Source organism: Blautia acetigignens, from assembly GCF_025566865.1.
Classification (GTDB): Bacteria; Bacillota; Clostridia; order Lachnospirales; family Lachnospiraceae; genus Blautia_A; species Blautia_A acetigignens.
Window position 1 is genome coordinate 184,828 of the sequence record NZ_JAOQJM010000006.1, and the last position, 16,196, is coordinate 201,023.

Genomic DNA, 16,196 nt, shown 5'->3' on the forward strand with positions numbered 1-16,196 from the left:
TAGTTGATGCAAATATGGGAGTGCTATTTGGTTAAGCGGCCTGCATATAATGACAAAAAGCGAATCAGGGAACAGGAGACGGATTCCCTGAATCTGCTGTCAGCCAGAGGAGAAATGTGCTATGCTTCCGTGTGAAAACAGAAGTGAAGGAAATGGGAAAAATGTTTGTGATGAAGAAAGGTCTGCCGTTTTTTCCAAGAGGAAAATTCTGGAATATCTTGCGGACATTTTAGAGGACGAGAATTTGATATCTCCTCTTGAGAAAATAGCCCTGAAAGAAAAAATAAATAAATACGAAGGCACTTTTTTATGATCCGCGCCGTAATCTACTGCAGATGCAGCACGGAGGAAGAGTGCCAGAGGGACGCCTTGGTAAGACAGGCGGCGGAGGCAAGAGAATGCGTCCGCCGCCTGAACTGGTTTCTGGCAGACGAATACATTGAAAGCAGATCCGGCACCAGCGTTCGGGGACGGGAACAGTACCAGCGGCTTTTTGAGGATCTTCTTGGAAAACGGTTTGACGTGGTGGTGATCAAATCCCAGGACCGTCTCATGCGCAACACAAAAGACTGGTACATTTTTATCGACCGGCTGGTATCCTGCAGGAAAAAGCTGTATCTGTACCTGGAACAGCGGTTTTACACGGCAGATGACAGTCTGATCACAGGGATCAAGGCCATTCTGGCAGAGGAGTACAGCCGGGAGCTAAGCCGCAAAATAAACAATGCCCATAAGCACCGCCAGCAGACGGGGAATGCCCTGATGCTCACTTCCAACACTTACGGCTACCGGAAACTGCCAGATAAAAGTTTCGAAATCATCGAAGAGGAAGCGCAGGTGAAACGCCAGATGTATGAGCTGTGTGCCGCGGGCTACGGCAGCAGGACCATCGCCCGGCTCCTCCGGGAAAAAGGAATTCGAAAACGAAACGGAACCTGTTTTTCCGACTCCGACATCCGCCGGATGATCCGCAATCCCATCAATAAAGGGACAGTGGTGATGAACCGCAGGCACTTTGATTTCGACACCAAACAGATGGTGAAAAATCCAAATGAGGACCAATATGTCTACGAAAACCGGATTCCCGCCATTGTTTCCAAGGAGTTGTGGGAGAGAGCAAATCGGGAAATCGATAAACGGGCAGGAAAAAAAACAGTAGGCATTAACCCTGGAAAACATATATTAAGCGGCAAGTTGGTCTGCGGTCTGTGCGGCGCTCCTTTTTACCGCACTACCAGAAAGCGAAAGCATGACCAAATCTGTCAGTGGAAATGCCGTACCTACCTGGAACAAGGCAGAACCAAACCCGGAAAAGAAGGCGGCTGTGATAATATTCATCTGGAAGAAAACGGTCTGTTTTCTTTTCTGGCGAATTCTATTTTTACTAACAGCAGTTGCTGTGAAGCAGAAGAGTTACTGGCAAAAATCTTTCTAAAGCTTCTAAAAGAATGCCTGCAGGAAACCCGGCAAAAAGAACAGGCACACTCCCAGCAATACGATCAAAAGCTCCGCCAGCAGCAGTCCCTTCTCCTGGAAAAATACTTAGAAGGCCTCATTGACGAATCCCTTTACAAAGAAAAACAGCTTGACCTGCAAAGTAAAATACAGGAACAAAACATACGGAATATTCCAAAGGAAAACTCTCACAGATCTTTCCCCACGTCGGAAGAACGCCTGGAAACGATCCGTCAGTTTCTCCTGCAAAATCAGTGCATTTCAAAAGCCTGTGTTTTTGGCATGCTGGAAACTGTAGAAAAAATCACGGTATTCCCGGAAAGGCTGGAAGTTCTTCAAAAAGGAAAACTGGGACAGACAATATTCTTGTGTGAGCTTTGCAGAATATGCTATACTACAGATTAAGCGCCAGACGGCGTACTATTTTTCCGAAGATAGGAAACAAAAAGTCGGATCAACAAGAAAGGATATAAAACAATGAACATAAGAAAATCCACTTCCCAGGATCTGCCCCAGATTCTGAATTTATATAAAATCGCCAGAGAATTTATGAAAAACAACGGAAACCCCAACCAGTGGGAGGACCGCTACCCGGAGGTTTCCACTGTGGAAAATGATGTGAAGCAGGGAATTTCCTATGTATGCGAGGAAAACGGCAAAATCGTGGGCACCTTCGTATTTTTTATGGGAGAGGATCCCACTTACCGCGTGATTGAAAACGGTGCATGGCATAGCGACCAGAAGCCCTACGGCGTGATCCACAGAGTGGCATCTGATGGAGAGACTAAAGGTGTCACCCGCGCGGCCTTTACCTTTGGAATGGAAAGAAGCGGCTATCTGCGCATCGACACCCATAGGGACAATAAGCCCATGCAGGGGGCTTTGAAGAAATTCGGCTTTCAGGAATGCGGAATCATCCATCTGGAAAGAGGAGACGAAAGAATCGCATTTGACTGCCTGAAAGGGTGAAAAAAGGTATCCTGTATTTTTTCAAAAAAATATTTTCTTTTTTGAAGGAAAATCGGAAAACGTTTCGTTATAAGAAGTGGAAAGAAAAGAGAACGCCGCTGTAACTGGAAATAACAGCGTGAAAGATGAAATGTGTAAAATAGAACATGGAAAAAGTTTCAGAATGCATACCTGCTGGAATGTCTGACTGCCATATATGATCAGGTACCCAAGTCCCTGTCTGGCGCCGATGAATTCCCCGATGATCACGCCCACCAGGCAAAGGCCGATGTTCACCTTCATATTTGCAAGGATCAGAGGGATGCAGGAAGGAAGAACGATTTTCAGAAGCTCCTCCTTTTTGCCCCCGCCGAGAGTGCGGATCAGCTTCCGCTTTTCCGGGTTCACTTCCCCGAAGCCAGTGTACAGGTTCAGGATGCAGCCGAAGATGGCCACGGACATTCCGGCCACAATGATGGTGCGCTGTCTGGCACCCAGCCATACAATGAGAAGAGGCGCCAGGGCGGACTTTGGCAGGCTGTTCAGGACCACCAGGTAAGGCTCCAGCACCTTTGCAAGACGGGGACAGCTCCACAGTAAAACGGAGATTCCAAGCCCTGCCAGAACTACAATGGCGAAGCTAAGAAGGGTTTCCTTTAAGGTTGCACCAATGTGGACAAAAAGAGACTGGTCCTCTGCCATTTTCACAAAGGTCTGGAAGATCATGGAGGGGCTGCTGAAAATAAAGGAATCGATCCAGCCAAGCCGTGAGAAGATCTCCCACTGTGCCAGAAAAATAAGAAAGACCAGAAGCCTTGCACCAACAACAAGACAACGGTCCCTTTTCTGCCGCGCAAGATATGCTTTTTGTGCGTGGGAGGGTTCATGCATTCTGATTCAGCTCCTTCCAGATTAAGGTGAAATAGGATTTGAAAGCAGGCGCATTTCTTGATGCAAGAGGCGTGCGCTCTTCCATATCCAGATCTATGGGAACGATTTTTACCACAGAGGCAGGACGCCGGGAAAGGATCAGTACCCGGTCTGCCATGCTGATGGCTTCGGAAATATCATGAGTAACCAGAATTGCTGGCTTCTTTTGCTTTTTTAGGATTTTTCCAATGTCATCACTTACATTCAGCCGTGTCTGGTAGTCAAGTGCCGAGAAGGGCTCATCAAGGAGCAGAAGATCCGGCTTTAACGCCAGGGTACGGATCAGTGCCGCACGCTGACGCATGCCGCCAGAGAGCTGGCTTGGACGGCTGTTCCGGAACTTATCCAGTTCATAAAGCTTCAGCAGTTCATCTACATAGGAGAGCTTTTCCTTTGTAAGCTCCCCCCGTATTTCCAGTCCAAGGAGAACATTGCGATAGACGCTGCGCCACTCTAAGAGATGGTCTTTTTGCAGCATATAGCCAATGCGGGAGCTGCCGCCTGTGAGAGGCTTTCCATCCATAAGAATGGTTCCCTGCTCCGCGCGGAGCAGTCCGCAGATCAGATTCAGCAAAGTGGATTTGCCGCACCCGGAGGGCCCTACAATTGCCAGGAACTCCTGGGGCATCAGATCAAAGGATATATGAGAAAGGGCAGCGGTCTCCCCGGAAAGACTATGGTAAGAAAGGCTGACATCCTTTACTTCCAGAAGCGGATTCATATCGAAACCTCCATTTTTCTATAATTTATGATATGCTTTTGGTGGTGGGTATGATATAATGAAGTAATATATTCGGGCATAGCACGAATATATTACGCTACGCAAACGCAGCGAAGCGGAGTTCGCGGTTTCGCGGTTCCCGTGAAGCGAAATAATTTGATTTCAGGAAAGAAAAATATTATGAGTAAGAAGCAAACGGTTTTTAACCTTTTATTTCTGGTTGTGGTTTTCGGACTTACCATGTATCTGGTATTTCGCGGTAAGGATATCGGGGACATTATCAGTACAGCCAGGGAAGCAGATGCAAGATATCTGCTTCTTAGCATTGTGTGCGTGGTGCTTTTTATACTGGGAGAATCGGTGATCATCTTTTATATGATGAGAACCCTTGGCACCAGTGTGAAAATGGGACACTGTGCACTGTATTCCTTTGTAGGATTTTTCTTCAGCTGCATCACACCGTCTGCCTCCGGCGGACAGCCTATGCAGATTTTTTATATGAAGAAGGATAAGCTGCCCATTCCGGTTACCACCCTGGTGCTGATGATCGTCACCATCACCTACAAGGCGGTGTTGGTTGTGATTGGCCTTGTGATCTGCCTGTTTGGCGGAGGATTTCTTCGCGGTTATCTGGGAGATTACATGTGGGTGTTCTACCTTGGGGTAGGGCTGAATGTATTTTGCGTCACTTTTATGATGATACTGGTGTTTGCTCCCGGGCTTGCCAAATGGATCATGGTAACGGGGCTGAAGCTTATCGAGCACATCCGGATTCTGAAGCCAAGGAAGAGCAGGCTTGAGAAGCTGGAGGCTTCCATGGATCAGTACCACGAGACTGCAGCATTCTGGGCCAGCCACAAAAGAGTGATCCTGAATGTGTTTCTGATCACCTTTGTCCAGAGATGCATTTTGTTTACTGTGACCTACTGGGTATACCGTGCCCTGGGACTTCATTCTTATGGAATCCTGACGATTACCATTTTGCAAGCCGTGATCTCTGTGTCTGTGGATATGCTTCCTCTGCCGGGAGGCATGGGAATCAGCGAGACCTTGTATATGGTGATGTTTGTTCCCGTGTTTGGAAGCCTGATGCTGCCGTCCATGCTGCTGAGCCGCGGAATTTCCTATTACGGGCAGATGTTGATCAGTGCAGTGATGACCTGCGTGGCCCACATGACCATAGGAAGACAGAAATAGAAAATAAGGATATGATTTGCTGCTATGAAGGAAGAAGAACGTTTGAAGAAGGAGAAACAGGATATGCTTGGATTTTATGATTATACGGTGGTGCTTACTTACATAAGCCTGGTAATTTCAGTATTTGGCATGACAAGGGCACTGGCCGGGGATTTTAAGGTTGCAATTTTGTGTCTGGCACTGTCCGGACTTTGTGATATGTTTGACGGGAAGATCGCGCGGACCAAGAAGGACCGTACAGAGGATGAGAAGAAATTCGGAATTCAGATCGACTCCCTGTGCGATGTGGTATGTTTTGGCGTATTTCCGGCATTGATCTGCTACTGTCTGGGAATGGACCGCATTCCTGGAATCATCATTTTGTGTCTGTACTGTGTGGCATCCGTGATTCGTCTTGGCTACTTTAATGTAATGGAAGAGAAGCGCCAGAATGAGACTTCTGAGCTGCGTCAGTATTACCAGGGACTGCCTATCACCTCTATGGCGATTATCCTTCCCTTTATTTATCTTCTGCGGAAGGGTTGCGGAGCGAACTTCCTTCTGGTGATCCATGTGGCAGTGGTTGTGGTCGGCGTACTTTTTATCAGTGACATTAAAGTGAAGAAGCCTCAGAATCCTATGGTGATCCTCCTGGTTGCCCTGGTGGCACTTGCGCTGTCCATGATGTTCCATTTGCTGTAAGATTTTCAGCATCAGGATCAGAAACTATCTGATTTCAGAGAAGTTTGGGAGGTACCTATGAAGTATATAGACAGAAAAGGCAACATTACCATAGAAGAGAATGAGCAGGACAAATTCCTCCGCCACCTTTACAACGACTGGGGCGGTCGGCTTTGTCTTCGGATCCTGGTGCAGCCCTTTGTGACAAAGCTGGGCGGCTGGTTTTTAAATACCAGGTTTTCTGCCGGAATGGTGCCGGGATTTGTACAGCGAAACGGCATTGATCTGTCTGTGTGCACCAGAGACAGCTTCCGCTCTTATAATGATTTTTTCACCAGACGGCTGAAAGATGGCCAGCGTCCGATTGCAGAGGACGAAAGCGTGCTGGTTAGTCCCTGCGACGGCAAGGTGACAGTCAGCCGGATCGGAAGTGATTCCCGGTTTTTTATTAAAGATACTCCCTACACTCTGGAACGGCTTCTGGGAAATAAGAAGCTGACAGAGCGGTATCTTGGTGGCTATGCCCTGATCCTTCGCCTGACTGTAGACGATTATCATCATTACTGTTATCCGGCAGACGGAATGAAATCACAGGCAGTGGAGATTCCTGGGGTTTTCCACACAGTGAACCCGGCTGCCAATGAGGTGTATCCCATTTACCATGAGAACACCCGGGAGTACTGCCTGTTAAAGACGGGGCAGTTCGGCACGCTTGTGCTGATGGAAGTGGGAGCTATGATGGTAGGAAAGATCACCAACCTGCATCCGGAAGCCTGCCAGGTAAAAAAAGGCGAAGAAAAAGGTTATTTTGAATTCGGCGGTTCCACTATTGTGCTGCTGATTCAGCATGGAAAGGTAAGACTGGATGCGGATCTTGTGGAGAATTCAGAGAACGGTTACGAAACAATTGTAAGAATGGGTGAGAGAATTGGCAAATGTAAATTACCAAAAAGAGCTTGAAAAATTAATTGAAGGGCAGCAGAAGGCGGGAAGAGTCCCCAGACTTTTCCTTCACGCCTGCTGCGCACCCTGCAGCAGTTACGTCCTGGAATATCTTTCCAGGTTTTTTTCTGTTACAGTATTTTTTTATAATCCCAATATTTCTCCAAAAGAGGAATACGAAAAAAGAGTATCAGAGATTCAACGCCTGATTAGTGAGATGGAATTTGTTCATCCGGTAGCATTTGTAGAGGGAGAATATAAGCCAGAAGATTTTTATGAAATGGCAAGGGGACTTGAGGATGTACCGGAAGGCGGGGAGCGGTGCTTTAGATGTTACCGCCTTCGCATGGAGGAGGCTGCCAGACTGGCAGAACAGGGAGGCTACGATTATTTTACAACTACGCTTTCTATCAGTCCTTTGAAAAATGCCGGAAAAATAAATGAGATTGGACAGGAGCTGTCCCAAATTTACAAGGTGGAACATCTGCCTTCTGATTTTAAAAAGAAAAACGGCTATAAACGTTCTATTGAGCTTTCCCATGAATACGGATTGTACAGGCAGAATTACTGCGGCTGTGTATTTTCCAAACGGGAGAGCATGGAAAAGCAGCGACAAAGGGAAGAAGAGGAAAAATGCGAATGTGGCTCTAAAATGCAGTAAAGTAGAAGAAACCTGGAAATTCTCTTTGCAATTTAGATAAAGTGTGTTAAACTAGCACTTGAATGTAGTAAAGTTAGAAAGAAATGAGGAAAAATATATGGCACAGCTTTGGGGCGGACGTTTCACAAAAGAAACCGACAAACTGGTTTATAATTTCAATGCGTCCATTTCATTTGATCAGAAATTTTATGAGCAGGATATCCGCGGCAGTAAGGCACATGTAAAAATGCTTGCCAAACAGGGCATTCTGACAGAAGAAGAAAGAGACAAGATCCTTGAGGGACTTGAGGGAATCCTTGCAGATGTAAAGGCAGGCAGACTTGCAATCACATCTGAATACGAGGATATTCATAGCTTTGTGGAGGCCAATCTCATTGACAGAATCGGAGATCCGGGTAAGAAGCTTCACACCGGAAGAAGCCGTAATGATCAGGTGGCACTGGATATGAAGCTGTATGTGCGCGATGAGATTGATGCCATTGACCAGGAGGTGAAGGCACTTCTTGAGGCTCTTCAGAAGATCATGGAAGAGAATGTGCATACTTATATGCCTGGCTTTACCCATTTGCAGAAGGCACAGCCGGTAACCCTGGCACATCATGTGGGTGCATACTTTGAGATGCTCCGCCGTGACAGAGGACGTCTTTTTGATATCCGAAGACGAATGAATACCTGTCCCCTTGGAGCAGGTGCCCTTGCAGGAACTACCTATCCTCTTGACAGAGAATATATCGCCAGGCTTCTGGATTTTGACGAGCCAACCAGAAATAGTATGGATTCCGTATCTGACAGAGATTATGTCATTGAGCTGTTATCTGCCCTTTCTACTATTATGATGCACCTCAGCCGTTTTTCAGAGGAAATCATTTTGTGGAATTCCAATGAGTATCGTTTTGTGGAAATTGATGATGCATACAGCACCGGAAGCAGTATTATGCCGCAGAAGAAGAATCCGGATATTGCAGAGCTGGTAAGAGGAAAAACAGGCCGTGTTTACGGTGCGCTGATGTCTATTCTCACTACCATGAAAGGCATTCCCCTTGCATATAACAAAGATATGCAGGAGGACAAGGAGCTGACCTTTGATGCCATTGACACAGTAAAGGGCTGCCTTGCGCTGTTTACCGGAATGATATCCACTATGCAGTTTAATAAGGCAAACATGGAAGCCAGCGCAAAGAACGGCTTTACCAATGCCACAGATGCAGCAGATTATCTGGTGAATCACGGTGTTCCTTTCCGTGATGCACATGGAATCGTAGGACAGCTTGTGCTCAAATGTATTGACAGGGGAATTTCCCTGGATGAGCTGTCACTTGAGGAATATAAGGAAATCAGTCCGGTCTTTGAGCAGGATATTTATGAGGCTATCAGCATGAAAACCTGCGTTGAGAAGCGTATCACCCTCGGTGCACCGGGACCGGATGTGATGGAGAAAGTTATTGCTGGTAATAAGAAATACCTGGAAGAAAATTAAGAAATCCAGCAGTTCAGCCATTTCCATTATGCCGAAATGGCTTGCATGAAATAATAAATTTCATTTTTTATCACTTTAATTCAATAAAATTTAAGAAAGTACTTGCATTTTTCTCATACATGGTATAGTATGTCATAGAAATACACATGTACGCAGAGGAAAGAATGAGGAGAGCATATTATGAGTGAAAAGCTTAGAGTTGGTATTTTAGGTGCTACCGGAATGGTAGGACAGAGATTTATTTCCCTGTTAGAGAATCATCCATGGTTTGAGGTAGTGACTGTTGCAGCAAGCCCGAGAAGTGCAGGTAAGACCTATGAGGAAGCTGTTGGCGGCAGATGGAAAATGGATACCCCAATGCCGGAGGCTGTTAAGAAGCTTGTTGTTATGAACGTAAATGAAGTAGAGAAGGTTGCAGAAACTGTAGACTTTGTATTCTCTGCTGTAGATATGTCCAAGGACGAGATCAAGGCTATTGAGGAAGCATATGCAAAGACCGAGACACCAGTTGTTTCCAACAACAGTGCCCACAGATGGACACCGGATGTGCCGATGGTAATTCCGGAAATCAACCCGGAGCATTTTGAGGTCATCAAATATCAGAAGGAGCGTCTTGGAACAAAGCGCGGCTTCATCGCAGTAAAACCAAACTGCTCCATCCAGAGCTACGCACCTGCACTTACCGCATGGAAAGAATTTGAGCCATATGAAGTAGTTGCCACTACATACCAGGCAATTTCCGGAGCTGGAAAAACATTCAAGGACTGGCCGGAAATGGAACACAACATCATTCCATACATCGGCGGCGAGGAAGAGAAGAGTGAGAAAGAGCCCCTTCGTATCTGGGGTAAAGTTGAGGACGGCGTGATCGTTCCGGCGAAAGAGCCGGTTATCACCTGCCAGTGTGTTCGTGTGCCAATCCTGAACGGCCATACAGCAGCTGCATTTGTGAAGTTCAGAAAGAAACCTACCAAAGAGCAGCTTGTAAAAGCACTTGTTGAGTTCAAGGGTGTTCCACAGGAACTGAATCTTCCAAGCGCACCGAAGCAGTTCATCCAGTACCTTGAGGAGGACAACCGTCCGCAGGTTACAGAGGATGTAAACTTCGAGAACGGAATGGGCGTTTCCATCGGAAGACTTCGTGAGGACACTGTATATGACTGGAAGTTCATCGGACTTTCCCACAATACCGTAAGAGGTGCCGCTGGCGGTGCTGTTCTCTGCGCTGAGACACTGAAGGCTCAGGGATATATCCAGGCGAAATAAGAAGCTGTCAGAATGATATAAGAATAGAAAATCAGGAGAGTGCGATCAGAAATGATGGCATTCTTCTTTTTTTTCGGCTTCAACGGGATAAACGACTGAATTAAAAAATGACCGTTTACGTAATTGAGGATTCATGTTAGAATAGATAACACGTTTGAAAATCAGGGAGGTGAATCCATGAGCGACAGAGAGCGAATCCGTCTCACCCAGTATTCTCATACATCTGGCTGAGCGGCGAAAATTGGTCCGGGGACCCTTGCCCAGGTTCTGGGTAAGCTGCCGAAATTTTATGATCCAAATTTACTTGTTGGAACCGAGTCTTCCGACGATGCTGCTGTATACCGCATTTCCGATGAGCTGGCCATGATCCAGACGGTAGATTTCTTCACGCCGATCGTGGATGATCCTTACACTTTCGGACAGATCGCAGCAGCCAACGCATTAAGCGACGTGTACGCCATGGGCGGCGAGCCCAAGCTTGCCCTGAACATTGCGGCATTTCCAAACTGCCTGGACCCGGAAATCTTAGGAGAAATCTTAAGAGGCGGAGCAGACAAAGTATTGGAAGCAGGTGCCACCCTTGCTGGCGGACACACCATTCAGGACGAAGAGCCCAAATACGGCCTTTGCGTCACTGGCTTTGTAAATCCCGCCTCCATGTGGAAAAATGTGGGAGCCCGGACAGGAGACATCCTGATTCTGACCAAGCCCCTGGGAACCGGAATCCTCTCCACTGCAGTGAAGGGAGAGATGGCATCCCAGGAAGAAGCTGCCTATGCGGCTTCTGTGATGGCAACCCTGAACAAATATGCCAGAGACCAGGTGGCAGACCTGAAGATTCACGCCTGCACAGATGTGACGGGCTTTGGCCTTGCAGGACATGCCCTGGAAATGGCCAAAGGAAGCGGACGGACCCTGTCCATTTCTCTGAGTGCCCTTCCGATTATGACAGGCGCTCTTGATTACGCATCAATGGGACTGATTCCTGCAGGTGCATACCGCAACCGGGAATTTGCAGGAACGGAATGTGAATTTGCATGGAAGAATCCGGACAATAGACTGTCTGAATTCCTTCCGGAAGATTCCGGAGAACAGACAGCTGATGCTCTGTCTGAGCTTGCAGCCCGCGAAGACCTTGTCTTTGATCCGCAGACCTCAGGCGGCCTTCTTCTTAGCATAGACCCTGCCGATGCCCATACCGCAATCCAGAGACTTTCCACCCTGTCCCTTCCCTGCGCCATCATAGGAAACGTGACAGATTTACAAAATAAACATCTGATATTTGTGAAATAACTCCTAATTGATAAAATTTTATCATTATCTATTGTGAATAATATACGAAAGTGCTATAATGAGAAAAAACAAAGCGGAGGTGTTTTTTCATGAACTATGAAGATGTACAAAAAGTCTCAAACGCAGCCAAAAACAAGATCGGTCTGCTGAACACCAGTTTCCTGAAGTATTTCCTTCGGGCTGTAATGGCTGGCTTCTTTATTGATGTAGCCGTGATCTACAGCAACGTTGCAGGAAATGTATTCTCAGGATCCGATCCGGCATGGGGGAAATTCCTGGGGGCACTGGTATTTTCCATCGCAGTTCTTCTGATCAGCTTAGTTGGCGGAGAACTGTTCACAGGCAACAACCTGGTAATGGCATTTGGCGCCTATGACAAGAGCGTATCCTGGGGGGATGCAGGCAAGGTATGGCTGGTGAGCTACCTTGGCAACTTTGTTGGATGTGCACTGTTCGGCCTGTTTTTTGTATGGGCAGGAGCATCCGGCACTGGCGACTATTTCGCAGGCTTTATCAACAACAAGCTGACCATTCCAATGGGTCAGATGTTTTTTAGGGCAGTACTTTGTAATTTCTTTGTATGTCTTGGTGTGCTCTGCGGAATCAAACTGAAAAGTGAAACAGGTAAATTCCTGATGATCGTAATGTGCATTTCCGCATTCGTTTTCAGCGGATTTGAGCACTGCATTGCAAACATGGGAATTTTCGTAATAAGCCTGAATCTGGTAGACGGCGTTTCCGTAGGTCTTATGCTGAAAAGCATGCTGATTGTCACCATTGGAAATATGGTGGGCGGAGCCCTTTTACTGGCATGGCCATTAAGAAAGATGAGTGCAGATAAATAATATGTCAAAAGCTTTATACATAGCAGAGAAGCCCAGCGTGGCTCAGGAATTTGCTAAAGCTTTGAAATCCGGCGGACAAAGACGGGATGGCTATATGGAATCTGATACCTGCGTGGTGACCTGGTGTGTAGGACACCTGGTCACCATGAGTTATCCAGAGAAATATGATCTGAAGTATAAAAGGTGGAGTTTAGATACCCTGCCTTTTTTGCCGCGTGATTTTAAGTATGAAGTGATTCCTGGAGTGGAAAAACAGTTCCAGATCGTCAAAGGGCTTCTGAACCGACCTGATATTGATACTATTTACGTGTGTACAGACTCCGGGCGTGAGGGAGAATATATCTACCGCCTGGTGGCACAGATGGCGGGAGTGAAGAATAAAACACAGAAGCGTGTGTGGATCGACTCCCAGACAGAAGAGGAAATTCTACGAGGTATCCGTGAGGCAAAGGACATCTCCGAGTATGACAACCTTGCCGCAGCCGCTTATCTTCGGGCAAAAGAAGATTATCTTATGGGGATTAATTTTTCCCGTGTTCTGACCCTACGCTATGGAAACAGCGTAACCAATTATCTTGGGGGAAAATACCAGGCAATTTCCGTAGGTCGTGTCATGACCTGCGTCCTTGGAATGGTGGTGCGCCGGGAACGTGAGATCCGCGCATTTGTGAAAACCCCTTTTTACAGAGTCATGAGCAGCATTGCTCTTGAGGGAGAAAGCTTTGAGGGAGAGTGGAGAGCTGTGGAAGGCAGCCGTTATTTCCAATCCCCTGTTTTATATAAAGAGAATGGCTTTAAGAAAAAGGAAGACGCCGAAAGGCTGATCCAGGAATTAAGCAGGGAACAGCCCCTTGTGTGCATTGTGGAAAAGGTGGAGCGAAAGAAGGAAAATAAGAACCCGCCTCTGTTATTCAACCTGGCGGAGCTTCAGAACGTATGCTCCAAGCTGTTTAAGATCAGTCCGGATGAGACTCTTTCCATTGTGCAGGATCTATACGAGAAAAAGCTGGTGACTTACCCAAGAACCGACGCCAGGGTTTTATCCACAGCTGTAGCCAAGGAGATTTATAAGAATATTTCCGGACTTCGCAGTTATCCCCAGGCAGGAGAGGCTGCCCAGGGTGTGTTAGAGCTTGGCACTTATAAAAACATTGCCAAGACTCGTTATACCAATGACAAGCAGATCACAGACCACTATGCCATCATTCCCACCGGACAGGGGCTTAGTGCCCTGAAGGGACTTTCCCTGACTGCCCAGCGGGTGTATGAGACGATTGTGAGGCGTTTTCTGAGCATTTTTTATCCACCGGCTGTTTATCAGAAGGTAAGCCTTGTGACAAAGATCCAGAATGAATTCTTTTTTTCTTCCTTTAAGGTATTATTAAGTGAGGGATATCTGAAGATTGCCGCCAATTCCTTTGCGAAAAAAACTGCCGCAGAGGCCGGAAAAGCGCCTGAGGGAGAGGGGGAAGAGGTTTCCTGCGATGAAGCTTTGCTGGCTGCATTGCAGAAATTGAAGAAGGGTGATATACTAAACGTAAACGGTCTGGGTATTAAAGAGGGAGAAACCTCTCCACCCAAGCGTTATAATTCCGGTTCTATGATCCTGGCTATGGAAAATGCCGGACAGCTGATCGAGGATGAGGATCTGCGCTCCCAGATTAAGGGAAGCGGAATCGGTACCAGTGCCACCAGGGCTGAGATCCTGAAAAAGCTGTTTAACATTAAGTATCTTTCCCTGAATAAGAAGACTCAGGTGATCACACCTACCCTTCAGGGAGAAATGATCTATGACGTGGTGAACTGCTCCATCCGCCAGCTTCTTAATCCGGAGCTGACAGCCAGCTGGGAAAAGGGTCTTACCTATGTGGCTGAGGGATCCATTACGGAACAGGAGTACATGGACAAACTGGAGCGTTTTGTGCGCCTTCGCACCAAGCAGGTGGAGGACAGCAGCTTCCAGTATGCGCTGCGCCAGTTTTTTGATGCAGCAGCCCAGTTTTATAAGAAGCCGGAGAAGTCTGCTGCGGCGAAGACCACGAAAAAGCCGGACAGAAAACCAGAATGAAATGAGGAGGATATGTATTATGTTAAAAGATTTTACAATTGCAAATATGCTGGACATGAGCCAGACGATTGCAGGAGAGCTCTTTGAGGGAAAGACCTATCCATGGGAAGTACTTCCTGAGATTGGTGATTTTATTGTGAAGCTTGGCAAGACACTTGACCCGGATGAATATGACTGTGTGGAGGGAAATGTCTGGATTGCCAAAACTGCAAAGGTTGCACCCACGGCCTTTATTAACGGACCGGCTATTATCGGAAAAAATACAGAGGTTCGTCACTGTGCGTTTATCCGCGGAAATGCCCTTGTGGGAGAAGGCTGCGTAGTGGGAAACTCCACAGAGCTTAAGAATGTAGTGCTTTTTAATAATGTTCAGGTACCCCATTACAACTATGTAGGAGATGCGGTTCTTGGCTATAAATCTCATATGGGAGCAGGATCCATCTGTTCCAACGTGAAATCTGACAAGAAGCTTGTTGTGGTAAAAGACGGTGATGAGAAGATTGAGACCGGACTTAAGAAATTCGGAGCAATGCTGGCAGATCACGTGGAAGTTGGCTGCGGTTCTGTATTAAACCCGGGAACTGTAATCGGAAGAAACACAAACATCTATCCACTTTCCCCGGTACGCGGCTGCGTTCCGGCCAACAGTATTTATAAAAACAAGGACGAGATTGTAACCAAACAGTGAAATCAGATAAATAAAAAATAATCCCGGCAGCTTGCAGTTGATAGGCAGGCTGTCGGGATTGCGTTCAAGCGGATATTCGCAATCCGCTTCGCTACTTGCTCATAACCGAATAACTGCTCCGCAGTTTATCAGAAGGAGCTGCACTCCTCCTGATACAAGCAAGTCCCCACCCACTGCTTATTGCTTTTCGCAACCCCAGCAGGGGACTTACTTGATTCGGTTAAATTCCGAACCACTTTTTGCGTATGATTGTTAATATTGCAATATGAACCGGGTAAAATGCATAGAAGAAATATTTCGCCCATTTTCCTCTTATGAAGCCGCGTTTGCCATTGTACATGTTCAGAGAAATAAAAGCAAAGCATGCCTTCCATTCGTAGATCAGCCAACAGCTTCCGATCAGCGCCTGGGCTGGCTTATACTGGTGCAGCCAGAACATGATCAGCAGAAAAACATAGCCCTTGTAGCCGTAATCTGCCTTCAGGAAATAGGAAACCGCCAGAAGCACCAGCATGCTCATAAGCTGCATGGTTGGATTTTCTTTAAATCGGTTGATAAGGCAGAATGCCAGATAACCAAGGAACAGTGTGAAAAATACATTCTGCTTGTCTGCAAAAAGCAATGTGCCGTTCTGTGCAAAATTCCAGGGAATCTCGGAAATACACGCGAAAATCAGAAGATTTCTTCCATATTTAAAGCGGTCATGGGTATGAAGAAAGCCCTCAACGAGAAGAAAACAGAAGATGGGAAACGCAGCCCTCCCCACATCCCGCATCACCCGGTACAAAGAATAGGAGGTGCTTCCAATCTGAAACCAGGCTCTGGTGACTGGCGGATAATACCGCAGAAGAAAAGAAGCGGTGTGATCAATAAGCATAATCGCCATAGCCAGCACCTTCAGGGCGCTTCCGCTTAAAATTCTGTATTTTTCAGGAATAAATGAAGTGGATGTTTGTAATGTCATGGTGCCTCCGGTAAATGAAATTTATTAGATATTTGAATATTTTAACACGAAACCACAAGCTGCACAAGAGAAGTCCTTTAA

The 16,196-nt window shown here is 46.7% G+C and carries 16 protein-coding genes; 13 read left to right on the plus strand and 3 right to left on the minus strand.

All coding sequences use genetic code 11. The features are described from left to right. The first annotated feature begins 121 nt into the window (after window positions 1-121). From OCV70_RS09850 to OCV70_RS09860, 3 genes are all read left to right on the plus strand, one after another. Window positions 122-313, plus strand: a complete 192-nt coding sequence (locus OCV70_RS09850; RefSeq protein WP_021926788.1) for a hypothetical protein — start codon at window positions 122-124, stop codon at window positions 311-313. Continuing rightward, complete coding sequence (locus tag OCV70_RS09855) at window positions 310-1,860, plus strand: recombinase family protein (RefSeq protein ID WP_173765838.1); 1,551 nt, start codon at window positions 310-312, stop codon at window positions 1,858-1,860. The genes OCV70_RS09850 and OCV70_RS09855 overlap by 4 nt, the downstream gene beginning before the upstream one ends. A gap of 72 nt (window positions 1,861-1,932) precedes the next feature. After that, complete coding sequence (locus tag OCV70_RS09860; protein ID WP_173765840.1) at window positions 1,933-2,424, plus strand: GNAT family N-acetyltransferase; 492 nt, start codon at window positions 1,933-1,935, stop codon at window positions 2,422-2,424. 21 nt (window positions 2,425-2,445) lie between these two features. Here the strand turns inward: OCV70_RS09860 and OCV70_RS09865 are convergent, their stop codons facing one another. Both OCV70_RS09865 and OCV70_RS09870 read right to left on the minus strand, forming a co-directional pair. Next, on the minus strand, window positions 2,446-3,294 hold the full coding sequence (locus OCV70_RS09865; protein ID WP_173765842.1) for an ABC transporter permease: 849 nt from the start codon (window positions 3,292-3,294) through the stop codon (window positions 2,446-2,448). Beyond that, the gene (locus OCV70_RS09870; RefSeq protein WP_021926791.1) at window positions 3,287-4,054 is read right to left on the minus strand and encodes an ABC transporter ATP-binding protein; all 768 of its coding nucleotides are present in this window, start codon (window positions 4,052-4,054) and stop codon (window positions 3,287-3,289) included. The genes OCV70_RS09865 and OCV70_RS09870 overlap by 8 nt, the downstream gene beginning before the upstream one ends. A gap of 177 nt (window positions 4,055-4,231) precedes the next feature. Here OCV70_RS09870 and OCV70_RS09875 point away from each other — a divergent pair, with 177 nt between their 5' ends. From OCV70_RS09875 to OCV70_RS09920, 10 genes are all read left to right on the plus strand, one after another. Continuing rightward, window positions 4,232-5,251 carry a lysylphosphatidylglycerol synthase transmembrane domain-containing protein gene (locus OCV70_RS09875; RefSeq protein ID WP_117853533.1) on the plus strand — a complete coding sequence of 340 codons (1,020 nt, stop codon included), beginning with the start codon at window positions 4,232-4,234 and terminating at the stop codon, window positions 5,249-5,251. A gap of 63 nt (window positions 5,252-5,314) precedes the next feature. Then, window positions 5,315-5,932 carry a CDP-alcohol phosphatidyltransferase family protein gene (locus tag OCV70_RS09880; RefSeq protein ID WP_117853531.1) on the plus strand — a complete coding sequence of 206 codons (618 nt, stop codon included), beginning with the start codon at window positions 5,315-5,317 and terminating at the stop codon, window positions 5,930-5,932. A gap of 57 nt (window positions 5,933-5,989) precedes the next feature. After that, window positions 5,990-6,871 (plus strand): archaetidylserine decarboxylase, encoded by an 882-nt coding sequence (gene asd, locus OCV70_RS09885; RefSeq protein ID WP_021926794.1) that lies wholly within the window; start codon window positions 5,990-5,992, stop codon window positions 6,869-6,871. Beyond that, the gene (locus OCV70_RS09890; protein ID WP_117853390.1) at window positions 6,840-7,514 is read left to right on the plus strand and encodes an epoxyqueuosine reductase QueH; all 675 of its coding nucleotides are present in this window, start codon (window positions 6,840-6,842) and stop codon (window positions 7,512-7,514) included. The genes asd (OCV70_RS09885) and OCV70_RS09890 overlap by 32 nt, the downstream gene beginning before the upstream one ends. Window positions 7,515-7,611: 97 nt before the next feature. Continuing rightward, window positions 7,612-8,991, plus strand: coding sequence for an argininosuccinate lyase (gene argH, locus OCV70_RS09895; protein ID WP_173765844.1), 1,380 nt, complete (start codon window positions 7,612-7,614; stop codon window positions 8,989-8,991). 180 nt (window positions 8,992-9,171) lie between these two features. Continuing rightward, window positions 9,172-10,257, plus strand: a complete 1,086-nt coding sequence (asd, locus tag OCV70_RS09900) for an aspartate-semialdehyde dehydrogenase (RefSeq protein ID WP_173765846.1) — start codon at window positions 9,172-9,174, stop codon at window positions 10,255-10,257. Between the two features lie 177 nt (window positions 10,258-10,434). Next, complete coding sequence (selD, locus tag OCV70_RS09905; protein WP_173765848.1) at window positions 10,435-11,550, plus strand: selenide, water dikinase SelD; 1,116 nt, start codon at window positions 10,435-10,437, stop codon at window positions 11,548-11,550. A gap of 89 nt (window positions 11,551-11,639) precedes the next feature. After that, complete coding sequence (locus OCV70_RS09910) at window positions 11,640-12,395, plus strand: formate/nitrite transporter family protein (RefSeq protein ID WP_021926799.1); 756 nt, start codon at window positions 11,640-11,642, stop codon at window positions 12,393-12,395. Between the two features lies 1 nt (window position 12,396). Next, complete coding sequence (locus tag OCV70_RS09915; RefSeq protein WP_173765850.1) at window positions 12,397-14,463, plus strand: DNA topoisomerase; 2,067 nt, start codon at window positions 12,397-12,399, stop codon at window positions 14,461-14,463. 19 nt (window positions 14,464-14,482) lie between these two features. After that, entirely contained in the window at window positions 14,483-15,151 is a 669-nt protein-coding gene (locus tag OCV70_RS09920; RefSeq protein ID WP_021926801.1) for an acyltransferase, read from the plus strand. Window positions 15,152-15,371: 220 nt separating this feature from the next. Here OCV70_RS09920 and OCV70_RS09925 read toward each other — a convergent pair whose 3' ends face one another. Next, window positions 15,372-16,115 carry a TraX family protein gene (locus OCV70_RS09925; protein WP_173765852.1) on the minus strand — a complete coding sequence of 248 codons (744 nt, stop codon included), beginning with the start codon at window positions 16,113-16,115 and terminating at the stop codon, window positions 15,372-15,374. Window positions 16,116-16,196 lie beyond the last annotated feature (81 nt).